This window comes from Paenibacillus amylolyticus (assembly GCF_003719335.1).
In the GTDB taxonomy this organism is placed as follows: Bacteria; Bacillota; Bacilli; order Paenibacillales; family Paenibacillaceae; genus Paenibacillus; species Paenibacillus amylolyticus_D.
In genome coordinates, this window is sequence record NZ_RIAS01000013.1 from 140,536 (window position 1) to 154,245 (window position 13,710).

The following is a 13,710-nucleotide window of genomic DNA, read 5'->3' on the forward strand; positions in this document are numbered from 1 at the left end:
GAGGCAACGAGGTGAGTAAGAGAGGGGAGACAAGGCAGGGAGTATTTCTGAGAATCCCGTACAACCCTTTTATAACCCCACCGTTTAACTCAACAAATAGAGCACGCCCGGCTTCCTTCTTGTAAGGAATGCCGGGCCTTTTAATTACAATGCTGATTTCGCTTTGACAGGTGAACGATATGTTTTCTCTGGAGTAGACACTTCCTGCTGAGAAACCCAGCGTGGCAAGCTTAATCTAAACGTACTCCCATCTGGACTGCTGGAAACGAGGGTTAAAGTGCCACCCTGTTCCTGTGCAAGAAGACGACTATACGTTAAGCCGAGACCCAAGCCTCGATTGCGGCGTTTTTTCAACTCTCCCCGATAGAATCGTTCGAATATGTTACGTTGATCCTCTACCGAAATTCCCGTGCCGTTGTCCTGCACATCAACATGTAACATGTCTTCCTCTGCGCGTAAATGCATGTGGAATATGGCTTGTTGGCCAGCAGGGGTGGCATGAAGTCCATTATTCAGCAAATTCACAATAATCTGCTGAATACGGAGCGCATCACCCATCACGTATAGTGAACCAGACGGTGCATGAAGCTGAACCTCTGGCATATGTTCTTCATAGGCAATTTTCCATTGGTAAATGATCTCACCTACAAGTAGCTTCAAGTCGGTACGTTCCTTCCGAACAGCAACACTTCCAGAGGTCATGGCATTATAATCCAGCAGATCCGCAATCATCCGTTCCATGCGTTCTGATTCTTTCAGAGCGATATCCAGAAATTCTTTGCCTTCCTGCGGACTGACAACATCGTCTCGTACAGCCATGACCAGTCCTTTGATCGATGTGACTGGCGTTTTGAGCTCATGACTTACTCCTGCAAGAGAAAGTGCACGCCATTCTTCCAGTTGACGCAGACGGGTTGCCATATCCCCAAAGGAGCCTACAAGTTCGTTCATTTCCCGTTCACGTGTTTTAATATCCAGGTTTACATCATAATTCCCACCGCGGATCTGTTCTGCTGCATAAGCCACCTGCCGAATCGGTCTCGATAGTTTGCTGGACAGGAGATAAATCGTGAACCAGCCGCAGAGAATAAGTCCTCCAAAAATTAATGCGACGAGCCAGATCGTTTCAGAACTGAACGTAATGGATTGTTTGGACTGCATGACCCATACTTTTCCAATCGTTTGATTTCCGTCAGCAATATCTACCGTCACACCAGCATACTTGCTGTTACGCGGTTCAAGAAAGTCATCGGACAGTCGGTAATAAACATCTTCTTGTTGCATTTTGGGCTGGGAGAAAACCAGTTTGTTGTTATTGTCGAGCACCATGACGCAAAAATAGTTATCGGTATTAAACAGCTTCTCCCGGCTGCTTACAATGGTATTCAAATCAGGCGGAACATGAATTTGGTGATTCTTCACGGTTACTCGATCAGCTATCTCCCAACCAAGCAGCTCAGCGGTTTTTAGACTTTTTTCAATGGATGTTGTTCGTATCCAGTAGAGTGCACCGGCTGCAATCACGGAGAAGCCGATACATAAAATCAAGAAGTAACGTAGGGTCCAGTGTGACAAAATAGATGTTGTTCGCTTCGGTTTGGTTGATGTCAGTTGGCGATCCAAAATTGATACCCCATTCCTCGCAGTGTCCGGATCTCTCCTGTTTCTGTTGTCCAGTGAGAGAGTGCCTGACGCAATCGTTTGATGGATAGATCTACTGCACGATCACTTCCCTCGTAATCCATACCCCACACTTGTTCGATGAGATGATCTCTGGTGAATGTGCGGTTGGGATATTCGGATAGAAAAATAAGCAGTGACAGGTCACGCGGTGTGAGTGCAACCTCTGCACCATTCAGTAGCACTTGTTTAGCTGCAAGGTCAATGACCAGATTGCCAAAAGAACGTTTGTCCTGCCCTCCGGAAGCCCAGTGTGGGTTCCGCCGAAGTACAGCATTCACGCGTGCAACCACTTCTTCAGGTACAAACGGCTTGCTCATATAATCATCAGCACCGGCATTCAGACCGTTAAGACGATCTGTAATATCGTCCAGTGCAGTTAACATAATGACGGGACAAGCACTCTTTTCCCGAATAATTCGCAGCAGATCCCATCCATCCATTCCGGGTAGCATAACGTCAAGTAATACGATAGAAGGATTGATAGAATCAAAAAGAGTTAGAGCCGCCTTGCCATCCGCTGCATGATGAACTTCAAATTCAGCTTTTCTCAGATAAGCAGCTAGAACGCGTGCGATTGCTTGCTCATCCTCTACGATGAGTACAGATTTCAAACAGGGTGTTCTCCTTTCACAGACAAGCTTGTGTACTGATTTTACATGAGGCGGGGCATAAAGCCAATCCTGTTTTCACATTTTGAAAAAAACTGAAAAAGAATTTTAGTTTGACTTCTTCCTGACACATTGGGCTGTTACGATCCATATCAAGAGGTAACGAAACCATACTATACTGGAGGAATAATAGAGATGAGTAAAAAGGCCAAAACATGGATTATTACAGGGGTAGCGGCAGTAGCCATCATTGGTGGGGGCGGTTATTACTTTGCAAATAGTTACTTGGGAAACAACGTTGAGATTGAACAGGTACTTCCGGCAAGCACGGCTGCATCGACTACAGCTGCAGATACCGGTAAGGCAACAACAGTGGAGAACAAAAAGGTTGGAGCAGACCAGTTGAACGGCGACTGGAAGATCAGTCAGGGATCGAAAGTATACTTTTCAGTGACGACCTCACAGGAGACCGTGAATTTTGTGGACGAGCAGGTTAGCGGTAAATGGACACTTAATGTGGATGACCCCGCTAAATCGCAGGCTGAAGGTACCATCGAGATGAACGGCATTGATTCCGGTAATGGCCAGCGGGACGAGCATGTGAAGAGTGCAGACTTCTTCGACATGGCTCAATATCCGCAAGCAACATTCAAAGCCACTTCATTTGAAGGCTTGCCTTCCGAATGGACAGAAGGTCAGACAGCTGATCTGAAAATGAAAGGTACACTGACCGTAAAAGGGATTGAAAAAGAAGTCACGTTTGACGCCAAAGCGGCTTATCAAAATAATCAAGTGCTGCTGTCTGGCACAACGATGGTTACATTCGAAGATTTTGGCATGAAAAATCCACACTCGGTTGTACTTTCCACTGAAAATGATATCCAGGTTCGTCTTGAGCTGAAGCTGGCAAAATAATAGATAGATCTATACGATTCTATTAAACGATTTAAATATAACAAGCTATAAATCTGTTGTGTTCTGCCTCCAGGCGGGCAAACAGATTTTTTGCTTTTAATAATTTTTGGTGGAAAAAAGAATACACCTGCTCTTCTCCCTGAGGCTGGAAAATAAGGATTACGCTAGGCTAGATCATGGTTAGAAAAGTCGACATTGTTAAAATAACTGCTGTTTCCTTTGCATAATGCCGTGTTGCTAAGGATCGTGAAGCGCTTACAATGGGGAGGATTCATGACATTCATTGATCCAAGCACAAATAAATACGAGAAGGGGAGATCAAGGGTGAACAAAAGGTACATAAGCGGCTGTCTTGTTTTGTTGTTGTTATTCTGTGATCTGGGTCTGATCGCCAGGCCCGCAGAGGCGGCAAAAAATAATGTCGCGCTGAACAAAACGGTAACGGTGAGTTCGGATGAAAAAAGATGGGGAGGCGATAAAACGCATCTGGTAGATGGTGATGCGAACACCCATTGGAGTACAGAAACGGGAGTAACTTCTGAAAAACCGGAGTGGGTCATCATTGATCTGGGTGAAACGTACAACCTGTCCGGAGCGGAAATCACATGGAGAGACAGTACGGTAGTTAAGTATACGGTTGAAACGTCAGCTGACCAGCAACAGTGGTCTACCGTTACGGATCAAAGTGATAATGCAGATGCGAAACAGATTGCTGATCTGACATTTCAACAACATGATGTACGATACATTAAGCTCAACATATCTTTTTATAAAGAGGGTGGAGCGTGGCCACAAATATTGGAGTTCAAAGTGTGGGGAGAATCGGAGGGCATGGAACCAGCTAATATTACCGATTTTGATTCCGTTCAAGTAAGTACGCTTCCACGAAGTGCGCCGATTTTGCCTGCGGAAGTCAAGGCCAACTATACAAATAAAAAGTCGGGTCTGGTTCCCGTAACCTGGGACAGCGTTGATCCAGCGAAATATGAAAAAACAGGTTCATTCTCTGTAACGGGTGCCGTATATGGTACGAATCTTAAACCTGAAGCAACAGTTTTTGTACAAGGTTATCGTTCCGATTATGTGAGGGGTGTCGATATTTCCACACTCACGGCTATCGAGGATAAAGGTGGAAAATACTTGGATAGCAACGGTACCGAGCGGGACTTGCTTGATATCCTCAAGGATCGAGGTGTCAATTATGTACGTCTGCGTTTGTGGAATGATCCACAAAAATCAGGCGGTTTTAATGATAAGGCTGACGTCATCACCATGGCAGTACGCGCGAAGCAAAAAGGGTTAAAGGTACTGCTGGATTTCCATTACTCCGATGAGTGGGCACACCCGGGTCAACAGCTCAGACCGAAAGCGTGGGAAAAGTTAAGTTTCAAAGACCTTAAGCAAGCGGTGTATGATTATACGGTTGAAGTCGTTGGGGATCTGAAGAAAGCAGGAGCCATGCCGGATATGGTGCAGATTGGTAACGAGATCAACAGTGGTCTTCTCAATGGATTAAGCAGCGATGTGAATTTTGAGGAAAATGCAGCTTTGCTGAAGCAGGGAATTAATGGGGTTCGCACAGTTGAAGGAAACGTTAATACAGCTGATCGGGCGAAGATCATGATTCACCTGGCTGAAGGTGGCAAGGCAGAGACATTCAAATGGTATTTTGATGAGTTGAAAAAACAAGGACTGGGCTCCGATTATGACATCATTGGACTATCGTATTATCCGTTCTGGCACGGTACGTTTGCCGATGTGCAGAAAACGATGAACGACGTTTCAGCAGCCTTTGGGAAAGATGTCATTATAGCTGAAACATCCTATCCATTTACTTATAAAAACGGGGACGCGCATGGAAATATTATCGGTTCGGATCAAGCGCTTATTCATGGAGGAGCAACGTTCCCGGCAACAGTGCAAGGTCAATACGATGCAATCGCGGGCATCATGGATATGATTTCCAATGTACCGAATAACCGTGGCGCAGGTTTCTTCTACTGGGAGCCGGCATGGATTCCGGCAGGTGTAGGCTGGATTGCATCCGAAGGCGATGCGTGGGAGAACCAGGGCATGTTTGATTACGATGAGTATCCAGCGAATGGTGGACATTCTTATGAAGGAAGAGCGCTATGGTCTCTCGATGTATACAAAAGAGGACTGGAACAGATGCCGACAGATCGGCAGCAGCTCGCAGCAGCACTGACACGAGCAAACTCGCTTGTAGAAAGTGATTTTACACCAGAAAGCTGGGGCAGTCTGGCTCCTGCAATTGTTGAAGCTAAAGGGGTATACGCCAAAGCGTATACGTCAGGTGGTGTGAGTCAAGAGGAAACCAATGCTGCAACAGCATCTTTGGAAAATGTAATGTTACAGCTCGGCGTGATTACACCAGAACTGGAACCACTTCAAGCGGCAATTGCAGAAGCAGAGAAGATTCAACGGAATAACTGGTCGGCTGCAACATGGAGCGTATTCAGTAAAGCACTGGAACATGCAAAATCCGTTGTAGCTAACTCACGGGCTACTCAGACTGATGCAAATAAAGCGGTAGAGCGTCTTGAAGCAGCCATTAAGGGCTTGTCTGACGTGGATAAAACAGAACTGCACCAATACATTCAGCTCATGCAGCTGGAAAATGAGTCTTCATATACACACCGCAGCTGGACAGTTCTACAGCAAGCTTTACAAGTTGCTATTCAGGTCAGAGACAAAGCAGATGCTATGCAATCTCAGGTAAATGCAACACTGGATACATTAAAACAAGCCTTTACAAATCTGGTCAAACTAGAAGCCTTGACCACGGGTAAAACCGCTAGTGCATACGGTAGTGCTGGAAATGGTGGCGGTAAAGACAATGCGCCGTCAGGAGCAATTGATGATAATCCAAATACGTCATGGGGAACGGATCAGGGTCCGGGTGACAACACTTGGTGGAAGGTGGACTTGGGACAGGTTGCCAATCTCCGGAAAATTGAAATGTCGATGTGGAGCGGTGGTATCAAATACAAAATAGATGTCTCCGATGATAATGAGCATTTCAAGACGGTCGTTGATACGACAAGTGATGTTGTAGTATCCACTTCCCCAAGTCATGTTCTCCCCGAGGGAACAGAGGGGCGCTATATTCGTGTAACCATTACAGCTGGGCCGACATGGGTTGGATTCATGGAATTTGAGGCATATGGCACAGTTCCGGGTGACAGGAGCGTATTGAAATCAACCGTTACATCTGCGGAAGCATTGAAACAAACCGATTACACGGCCTCAAGCTGGAGTGTGTTCAGTAAAGTGTTGGGGCAAGCGCAGCAGTCGGTTCTGGATGCGGAAGCTACAGAAGAAGAACTCACCAGTGCGGATCAACTTTTGAAGGAAGCCATTGCGCAACTGGTACGTCAGACGACCAGTCCGGGCACCGAGCAACCATCTCAGCCAAGTAATCCCTCCGGGTCATCAGCATCTTCAACAAATACGAACAATCCGGTAGCTACACCTCAACCAACACCTGGCAGCGAAACTGCGAGCGGTTCTATTACTGTAAAAGGAACAGCAACTGGAGATGGCACATATGTAGTGCGCCCAAGTACAGCTGAGATTGCTCGGGCTTTGAAATCGATGGATTCCGGCAAACGCACGTTGAAGCTTGTCGGCGATGTCCCTGGCAGTTCCAAAGCAGTGACGTTCCAAGTGCCAGCAGGTCAGCTCTCTTCATGGGTTCGTTCGGAGGAAGTGCAATCCATTGAAATGGTTATGGGCCAAACGACAGTCCGTATCCTGCTACAATCCCTGCCGCTCACGATTGCGGAGACTGCAGGCACGTTTGATGTCGTCATTGCACAAGGCTCCGCAGCGCAAGTGACTGCTGCCCAGCGAGATAATATTGGCAATCATCCTGTAGTTGATGTGCAGATTTTGCTCAATAATAAGTCAATCGAGTGGGCTGACAAAACGGTAGAAGTACTTTTGGCTGCTGTGCAACCTGTCAAAGCAGGTCATACGGTTATGGTCGTCAACTCCATCTCAACAGACGGTGAACTCCATCCGGTGACGTATACGAAGTATGAGCAGACCACAGCTACGATGGCATTCAAGCCGTCTAAGCCTGGAAGTTACGTTATAACCAATGTTGAAGTGCCGTTAACCGACTTGCAGCAGCATGCTTGGGCAATTCAAGAGGTTCAACATCTCTATGGCAAAGGCATCATTGCAGGGATGAGTGACACACGTTTTGAACCGCAGGGTGAACTCACCCGTGCCCAATTTTTACAGATGCTCGTTAAAGGGATTGGAAAAACGAATCAAACAGATTCTTCAGCTAAGCCACTACCAACAGACGTCAAGTCAGACCAATGGTATACGGATGCGATTCGTGCAGGTCTTGCGATGAACATTGTTCAGGGTAGAGCGGACGGAACATTCGGTGCGAATGATCGTATTTCCCGGGAAGATATGGCTGTTATGCTGGATCGAGCGATGGAAGCGGCAAAACGTAACAACAACTCCGCTACGATAAACGCTGATCAGATGAAGTTCAGAGATCAAGCAGACATTAATGAGTATGCGAAGGACGCCGTGGCATCCATGGTACAACTTGGTGTACTAAAAGGCTTGCCTGATAGCACGTTTGCTCCCAAACAAACCGCTAATCGTGCGCAAGGTGCCGTTGCAGTAGCGAGATTACTGGAACTGCTGTATTAAAAACGGTAACTTGACTTAATTAAAACGTAAATGATATGTAGACAAGAAAGAGGTCGAATCCATGATTCGGTCTCTTTTTTTCGTGTAAAATTTGTTACTGTCGTATTGACAATATCAAAATCGTTTGTTATCATTTCGATAATATCAAAACGACATTAATAAGAAGTGAGGAATGAGCCATGTTTGGATTCCGATTTGTAAAATTTCAACCGAGTGAATATGTAATGAAAGTGAAGAACGGTAAGGTACAGCGTGAAGGTGTGGGTTTATCCTTTTATTATTACGAGCCAACGACTTCGGTTGTTGTATTGCCTGTTTCTTCGGTGGATGTGCCCTTTATGTTTGAAGAGATTACAGCGGATTATCAGACGGTTACCGTACAGGGACAGCTTAGCTATCGCATTATGGATTATAGCAAAATTACAAAGAGCCTGAATTACACGTACAATTTGCGTAAAAATCAATATATGTCTGACGATCCTCACAAGCTGGATCAGCGGGTAATCACTATTGCAAAAGTGCTCACGAAGAAATACTTGGAGCAGTTGCCGTTAAAAGAAGCGATTCAATCCAGCGAACGGCTTGCCAGCAGCATGAAACGAGAGGTCGCACAGCATGAAGAGTTGGAAAAGCTGGGCGTAGAGCTGATGAATCTATCCATTCTAGCGATATTGCCTAACAAGGAAACGATGCGTGCGTTGGAGGCACAGGCGAGAGAAGAAATTTTAAGGCAGGCAGATGAGGCTTTATATGTACGACGCAATGCTTCGATTGAACAGGAACGGCGTGTGAAGGAAAATGAACTGAATACCGAGATTGCGGTGGAAACGAAGAGGCAGCAGATTCGGGAAACCCAATTACAGGCCGAACGGTCGGTAAAACAGAAACAGAACGAGATGGAACAGGAGCAGCTTCAGTTTAATACCGCGATGGAGGAACGGAAGCAGCAGTTGATCGAACTTACCATTGCGAACCAGAATGCCGAAGCAGATGCCAAAGCGTATGAGATTGCAGCAGTCATGAATTCGCTTCAGCATGTACAGCCGAATGTTTTACAGGCCATGGCCAATATGGGCATGAATTCGGATAAACTGATTGCACTTGCGTTCCAGGAACTGGCCGAGAATGCTGGCAAGATCGGGCAACTTAACATTTCCCCAGATCTGCTGCAGGGTCTGATGGCACCAACAGAAGGAAGAGGTAAGGGAGGGGCAGCACGATGATTGTTGGATGGGGGAAACAAACCAATCTAACCGCTTCCAGAACACGATTTATACGATCCAGTCGAGTCAGTCCGAACGTGTCAGATAATCAAGCCAATCTGGTGAGTCGGGCAAGTCATACAAGTGAGACAAGTCAAAAAACAAAAAAAATCAACAACGGTTGTCCTCAAATTAAAGGGAGATCGGGAGGCGGAATCACAGATGGTTAAGATAAATGAACCCATGAGTGAGCATAAATTAATTTTGGTCAAGCGCAGAACCCGACTTGAGGAATTAATTGTACGTTACAACACGGTACAGCAGGCTCAGTTTTATATTGAACGTCTTGGTGCTGATTTTAGCGATTACATTGAAGAAGACCGGCGTTACAAGCAATCGATACAGCTTGCTCAGCAACAATTGAGTCAACTTGGACGTGTTCAGATGATTGACCGAGAGCATGTGCCAAACTTTATATTTGGAGAGCAAGATATTGTGGTTGTAGTCGGACAGGATGGTCTCGTTGCCAATACGTTGAAATACGTTACCGAGCAGCCGCTCATTGGTGTGAATCCAGATCCGATGCGGTGGGACGGGGTGCTGTTACCTTTTACAGTAGAGGATCTAGGCTTTATTGTTCCAGACGTGATTCGTAGACAGCGCTCGCTTAAGGAAGTCACCCTTGCCAAAGTTGAGTTAAATGACGGGCAGATGCTTTACGGTGTCAATGATCTGTTTATTGGTCGGAAGACACATGTGTCTGCCCGTTATGAAGTGCGATTGGGAGCCAAGGTAGAACAGCAATCGTCCAGCGGCATTATTGTATCTACAGGCATGGGGTCAACCGGATGGTTCAAGAGTGTGCTGGCTGGTGCTTCAGGTATTGTCCATTCAGCGGCTTGGCAGCAAATGAGCATGGGGGATGGGAAACATCTGACCAGTGAAGAAGCATCGGTTGACATAACAGGAACGAAATCTGAAAGAGGATCGAACAAGAATGAATTCACGTGGGATGCTCCTTATCTGTATTTTACAGTACGTGAACCGTTTCCGAGCCGAACAACAGCTGCCGATCTTGTTTTTGGACAGATACATGGGAAGCAGCCGCTGCACATTGTTTCACAGATGCCTGAGGATGGAGTTATTTTCAGTGACGGGGTGGAACAGGATTTTCTGGAATTTAACTCGGGTGTGCATGCGACGATTGGTCTGGCGGAGAAGAGAGGTCGGTTGGTGATTTAATCGAGTTCCTTCTAATATAGTATCCATATATATTATATTGATGTTTGTATTTACTGATATATAAAACCAGTGATATTTTATAATATAAATCCTAAATCAAACCTGCATTTTCTTGATTTGAATCAAGGAGGTGCTGGTTTTTTCGCGTTAAGATGAATACATAACCAGAACCAATACAGGAGGATGATGATCATGAGTATCACGTCATTACAAGAAGTTAAAGCGTACAGTACGGAACGTTTCACGAAACGGGTGTTATCTCAACAAGGAGGCGGTGTCACCTTCGTGCTTCATTTTCTGCCAGGGCAACAGCTTCCCGTTCACAAGCATCCGGGTGCAGACCTCACGCTTCTCGTCGTAGAAGGTAAAGGCACACTGATTCTGGACGGAACGGAGCATGAAATTCAGGCAGAAGACGTGGTGTCTTGCGGAGGAGAGACTGAATTCGCGTTCCATAACACTAGCGATGCGGAGGTTCGGTTGTTCGTAGTACTGAGTAAAGTGCCGGAAGCATCTTATGCCAAGGATATCTAATATATAGTAGAAAGATAGATGATCAGTAATTGCAGACTCCGTCAGGAGTCTCTTTTTCTATGCTGGAAACAAACATAAAAACGTACCCTTGGCCTGATCGATTCAGCACTTGAGTACGTCTTTTAGTATCGGTGATGATATTGTTTATGTTGTTTTTGTTGTCCATTAGATTGCGTTGTTTGGACGTCAATGCTTCGACCAACATTCTTGGTGATCAGCACTTTTTAAAAGTATCCGAGCATTTCTTTGGCTTCTCTGGACATCAGTTGCGGAGACCATTGCGGTTCCCATACGATCTGTACGTCAATATCGGTCTTGTCGGTATTTTCTTGTAAAACCCATTTCACCGCACCAACGATGGTGTCATGCAACGGACAGCCTGGCGTAGTAAGTGTCATACGCACTTGGATGCGTTCAGGTTCTTCCTTAACTTCATATACTAGGCCGAGGTCAACGATGTTGACACCAAGCTCGGGGTCATAGACTTCTTTTAAATGCTCGAGTAAATGTGAGGTTTGTTCCATCTTTTCCACGCTCCAATCCATCTTGTTAACGTCGGAATACCAAGGCGATATTTGAAATATACACAATCGAGATCATAGACAGTAATGTTCCGCCAATCATCATCACTTCCGCCAGATTGATCAGAATACCGCTGACTAACAGCAGGCTGGCTGCGGCCATCGCAAGTATTCCAAGGTTGATCCTTTTTTCACTTAACATGCCGGCCATGAGTGGAGTGCCAGGACGTCCGGCAAACTTGCCGTATTTGTGGGTCCACCATAGAAAAGGCACAATTTTGGAAGCATAACCGAGGATCGTTAGAGATACCCAGCCTCCAAGGTATACCCAGCCAGTGAGAAGCACAACACGTGAATCGAGCAGCAGTTCCATTCCTTGCGCGCTATAGATTAAGAGAGCCATGGAATATACCGCCAAAGCGCGGCTTACGTAAACCGTCCAGCGGATTCCGGGTCCAGGGTTGCTTTTATGCCGTTTCTCCTGAATTTGCTGCAAATGGTACACGTAACAGATCAATGCTCCTGTCAAAAGCAAAAGCGCAAACCAGAGTAGGCCGCCCTTTATACCTGTAAGAAATGCGATTACTCCCGTAATAACAGCGGCATTCCACAGGATTAATACGATTTTTTGAAGTCGGATGGAGAAATCATGGGACAAGTAAAACATCGGCAGCATTTTGTAGCTGAATCCAGTGATTAACATACCAAACCATCCGAGGGTTCCCATCCAGATATGTGCGCCAAACAATCGTTGATGCAGACCATTCCAGTCGCCAAAGGCAAAATTCAGTCCCATCAGCATGCCGGATAATCCGGTAAGCACAAGGTACAGACAGGCACATGCTGCACTGATCGTTACGGGATTCCAAATGGAAGCACGGTAGAGGGTGATCGCCATGTTCAAACCGAATAACAAGATGCCGGATAGTGCAAGCGTTGCTGAACCAGCAATCCAGATCACATCTGCGCGAATAAAGCCAATGAACATGCCTATAGCACCGATGGTGAATAAGAAATAGTGGCAGTAACCAAGCCCTGTACTATATATATTCGTTTGCAAAATGACATGTATCAACTGATAGACAGCACCCGTCGCCAGCATGGTGGCCCACCCGAGCACAAACAAATGCGCATGAAACCAGCCTTCGGGTCCCCTTAATTCATCACCTAGCCAGCCTGTCAATGAGAGCAAGGAGAAGGCGTGATACATTACAAATCCAACGATGCCCGTGATGATAAAAAGAAACGGCAACCTGGACATGGCTTCCGCCCCCTTACCCTTTTTCAATTCTGACTTTGGCTGTACCATCCGCCTGATCCTCAACGGTGTAGAGACAACCGAGTTGATTCAATTCCTCGATCAAAAATACGGGCACGCGGTCATTATGAATGAGAACAACTTCTCCCGGTTTGCAGCGTTCGAGTGCAGCTAATGTGCGCATCATCGGCTGGGGCGGTTCCAGTCCGCGATTATCCAGTGCAATGGTTGGCTCTTTCAGTTCCTGCGTTGTGGCCTCATCTGATAAAACCTCGGATTTCGAAGTTTCGGCTATCGCTGGAGGTTGCCCTTCACAGGAAGATACGGCATCTTCTAAACCCGAGTCCTCGATCAATGATGAAGCTAAACTTTGATTGGTTGAAGTGTTGGATTGAACCGCCGCGGAAATATGCCCTGCAGCGGTTTTATTTTTTTTATGCACAAATGTGGTCACCCAATGATTGGATTCAAGTCGTTCCGATGTACTGGAGTATCCTTTCATTTTCAGAATGCCAAGTAGTGGCGTCGGCTTGAACGGCGCGTGCAGAACCAATACGTCTTCGTGTCTCAGTTCTTTAACGGTATCCATAATGAGCTGAAAGGGCTCCAGTTTTTTGCTCAGATGAGGGCGTACGTCCAGCTCAACAATATTAACTTCGGTTTCAGGCATGAACGTTCACATCCGTTTCGGTGCTGACTGCCGTAGCTGCATTTGTCTGCTGAACCAGCTCGATCGAAGATTCATATAAAGCGGCCATGCCTCCGTACAGTGCATAGAAAAAGGCGTCGGGTGCGTCAAGGGAGAAAGAGAGATAGGTTTTGGGGTCCATCTCCAGCACACGCTCAAACAGTCTTGCGCTGTCATAGGCATAAAAGCAGAAATGAGTGAATTCGAACACGGGCATTTTCTCGTAAATCGTTATGATTTCCTGCGCATAGGTTGCCTGCTCACGCTGAGCGATCCGAATCATGGATACAGCATCTTCGAGTCCCAGCGTCAGACGCAGTGTAGTCTCGTTCATGATTTCAACATGCGCCATTCCCGTTCA

At 46.2% G+C, this 13,710-nt stretch carries 12 protein-coding genes; 6 read left to right on the top strand and 6 right to left on the bottom strand.

Annotation, left to right across the window (positions count from 1 at the left end):
• Positions 1 to 144: 144 nt before the first annotated feature.
• Together EC604_RS21495 and EC604_RS21500 are read right to left on the bottom strand one after the other, a co-directional pair.
• On the bottom strand, positions 145 to 1,623 hold the full coding sequence (locus tag EC604_RS21495; protein WP_123066103.1) for a HAMP domain-containing sensor histidine kinase: 1,479 nt from the start codon (positions 1,621 to 1,623) through the stop codon (positions 145 to 147).
• On the bottom strand, positions 1,608 to 2,294 hold the full coding sequence (locus EC604_RS21500) for a response regulator transcription factor (RefSeq protein ID WP_123066104.1): 687 nt from the start codon (positions 2,292 to 2,294) through the stop codon (positions 1,608 to 1,610). Before EC604_RS21500 ends, EC604_RS21495 begins: the two co-directional genes overlap by 16 nt.
• A gap of 192 nt (positions 2,295 to 2,486) precedes the next feature.
• On the opposite strand from EC604_RS21500, the gene EC604_RS21505 reads away from it, so the two are divergent.
• The 6 genes from EC604_RS21505 (at position 2,487) to EC604_RS21530 (ending at position 10,882) form a co-directional block, all read left to right on the top strand.
• A complete protein-coding gene (locus EC604_RS21505) occupies positions 2,487 to 3,206 on the top strand; it encodes a YceI family protein (protein WP_123066105.1) in 720 nt (239 codons plus the stop codon).
• 324 nt (positions 3,207 to 3,530) lie between these two features.
• Positions 3,531 to 7,904, top strand: a complete 4,374-nt coding sequence (locus EC604_RS21510; protein ID WP_161557004.1) for a glycosyl hydrolase 53 family protein — start codon at positions 3,531 to 3,533, stop codon at positions 7,902 to 7,904.
• 179 nt (positions 7,905 to 8,083) lie between these two features.
• Positions 8,084 to 9,127 (top strand): SPFH domain-containing protein, encoded by a 1,044-nt coding sequence (locus tag EC604_RS21515; RefSeq protein ID WP_123066107.1) that lies wholly within the window; start codon positions 8,084 to 8,086, stop codon positions 9,125 to 9,127.
• On the top strand, positions 9,124 to 9,336 hold the full coding sequence (locus EC604_RS21520; protein ID WP_123066108.1) for a hypothetical protein: 213 nt from the start codon (positions 9,124 to 9,126) through the stop codon (positions 9,334 to 9,336). The genes EC604_RS21515 and EC604_RS21520 overlap by 4 nt, the downstream gene beginning before the upstream one ends.
• Entirely contained in the window at positions 9,329 to 10,348 is a 1,020-nt protein-coding gene (locus EC604_RS21525; protein WP_430538819.1) for a sugar kinase, read from the top strand. The genes EC604_RS21520 and EC604_RS21525 overlap by 8 nt, the downstream gene beginning before the upstream one ends.
• 192 nt (positions 10,349 to 10,540) lie before the next feature.
• Positions 10,541 to 10,882: a cupin domain-containing protein gene (locus tag EC604_RS21530; RefSeq protein WP_123066109.1), complete on the top strand. Its 342-nt coding sequence runs from the start codon at positions 10,541 to 10,543 to the stop codon at positions 10,880 to 10,882.
• 224 nt (positions 10,883 to 11,106) lie between these two features.
• Here the strand turns inward: EC604_RS21530 and EC604_RS21535 are convergent, their stop codons facing one another.
• From EC604_RS21535 to EC604_RS21550, 4 genes are read right to left on the bottom strand one after another with little or no spacing between them, the layout of a single operon-like run.
• Positions 11,107 to 11,406 (bottom strand): metal-sulfur cluster assembly factor, encoded by a 300-nt coding sequence (locus tag EC604_RS21535; protein ID WP_123066110.1) that lies wholly within the window; start codon positions 11,404 to 11,406, stop codon positions 11,107 to 11,109.
• A 25-nt stretch (positions 11,407 to 11,431) separates the two neighbouring features.
• Positions 11,432 to 12,664 carry a hypothetical protein gene (locus EC604_RS21540; protein ID WP_123066111.1) on the bottom strand — a complete coding sequence of 411 codons (1,233 nt, stop codon included), beginning with the start codon at positions 12,662 to 12,664 and terminating at the stop codon, positions 11,432 to 11,434.
• A gap of 13 nt (positions 12,665 to 12,677) precedes the next feature.
• Positions 12,678 to 13,331 (bottom strand): DUF2249 domain-containing protein, encoded by a 654-nt coding sequence (locus EC604_RS21545; protein ID WP_123066112.1) that lies wholly within the window; start codon positions 13,329 to 13,331, stop codon positions 12,678 to 12,680.
• Positions 13,324 to 13,701, bottom strand: a complete 378-nt coding sequence (locus EC604_RS21550) for a hypothetical protein (RefSeq protein ID WP_123066113.1) — start codon at positions 13,699 to 13,701, stop codon at positions 13,324 to 13,326. Before EC604_RS21550 ends, EC604_RS21545 begins: the two co-directional genes overlap by 8 nt.
• Between the last annotated feature and the right edge of the window lie 9 nt (positions 13,702 to 13,710).

Bases quoted from the DNA above. Each gene is read 5' to 3' on its own strand.
- EC604_RS21505 (WP_123066105.1), top strand. From the start codon at position 2,487: ATGAGTAAAAAGGCCAAAACATGGATTATTACAGGGGTAGCGGCAGTA.
- EC604_RS21515 (WP_123066107.1), top strand. From the start codon at position 8,084: ATGTTTGGATTCCGATTTGTAAAATTTCAACCGAGTGAATATGTAATG.
- EC604_RS21520 (WP_123066108.1), top strand. From the start codon at position 9,124: ATGATTGTTGGATGGGGGAAACAAACCAATCTAACCGCTTCCAGAACA.
- EC604_RS21525 (WP_430538819.1), top strand. From the start codon at position 9,329: ATGGTTAAGATAAATGAACCCATGAGTGAGCATAAATTAATTTTGGTC.
- EC604_RS21530 (WP_123066109.1), top strand. From the start codon at position 10,541: ATGAGTATCACGTCATTACAAGAAGTTAAAGCGTACAGTACGGAACGT.
- EC604_RS21535 (WP_123066110.1), bottom strand. From the start codon at position 11,406: ATGGAACAAACCTCACATTTACTCGAGCATTTAAAAGAAGTCTATGAC.
- EC604_RS21540 (WP_123066111.1), bottom strand. From the start codon at position 12,664: ATGTCCAGGTTGCCGTTTCTTTTTATCATCACGGGCATCGTTGGATTT.
- EC604_RS21545 (WP_123066112.1), bottom strand. From the start codon at position 13,331: ATGCCTGAAACCGAAGTTAATATTGTTGAGCTGGACGTACGCCCTCAT.
- EC604_RS21550 (WP_123066113.1), bottom strand. From the start codon at position 13,701: ATGGCGCATGTTGAAATCATGAACGAGACTACACTGCGTCTGACGCTG.